Source organism: Pantoea sp. DY-17 (assembly GCF_019795975.1).
GTDB lineage: Bacteria > Pseudomonadota > Gammaproteobacteria > Enterobacterales > Enterobacteriaceae > Pantoea > Pantoea leporis.
In genome coordinates this window covers 1-624 of record NZ_JAIMIG010000013.1, presented here as the reverse complement: position 1 = coordinate 624, position 624 = coordinate 1, and the positions used below count along the sequence as shown (strand labels likewise).

At 49.0% G+C, this 624-nt stretch carries 2 tRNA genes and 1 rRNA gene; all 3 read right to left on the bottom strand.

From position 1 onward, the window contains the following. Window positions 1-187 precede the first annotated feature (187 nt). Window positions 188-263, bottom strand: a tRNA-Ala gene (locus K5Y33_RS23590). A gap of 143 nt (window positions 264-406) precedes the next feature. Then, window positions 407-483: transfer RNA gene (locus K5Y33_RS23585), tRNA-Ile, on the bottom strand. A 73-nt stretch (window positions 484-556) separates the two neighbouring features. Then, window positions 557-624, bottom strand: a 16S ribosomal RNA gene (locus K5Y33_RS23580); the annotation flags it as partial.

Sequence of the window (624 nt, the reverse complement as noted above, 5' to 3'; positions counted from 1 at the left end):
GTTTTGCAACGCGTGCAGACTGCAAGCATTTGAGAGACTCGAACGCGCTGTTATTCATTTCTTATTACGGAGAAATGAACCAACGCGTCGTTTCAATTTTCAGCTTGTTCCGGATTGTTAAAGAGCATAATACTTCGCAGCACACCGTTTCCGGTTTGCTCTGAAGTATTGTTTTGAGTCACTGTAATGGTGGAGCTAAGCGGGATCGAACCGCTGACCTCCTGCGTGCAAGGCAGGCGCTCTCCCAGCTGAGCTATAGCCCCATACAGTTACTGCAGAGACCACTACTACCACTCACCAGGAGTTCCGTTTTTGACAAACGGTAATTTCTTTTCAGGCAAGGCAAAGTGGCGCGACGTATAGTTCACTATACGAGCGGCGCTTTAACGCAGCATGAGAAGAAATTTGGTAGGCCTGAGTGGACTTGAACCACCGACCTCACCCTTATCAGGGGTGCGCTCTAACCACCTGAGCTACAAGCCTGTAGAGGTTTTTTCTGCTCGTTACTTTCTATCAGACAATCTGTGTGAGCACTTCGCGGGAAGGTATCTTCAGGTAAGGAGGTGATCCAACCGCAGGTTCCCCTACGGTTACCTTGTTACGACTTCACCCCAGTCATGAATC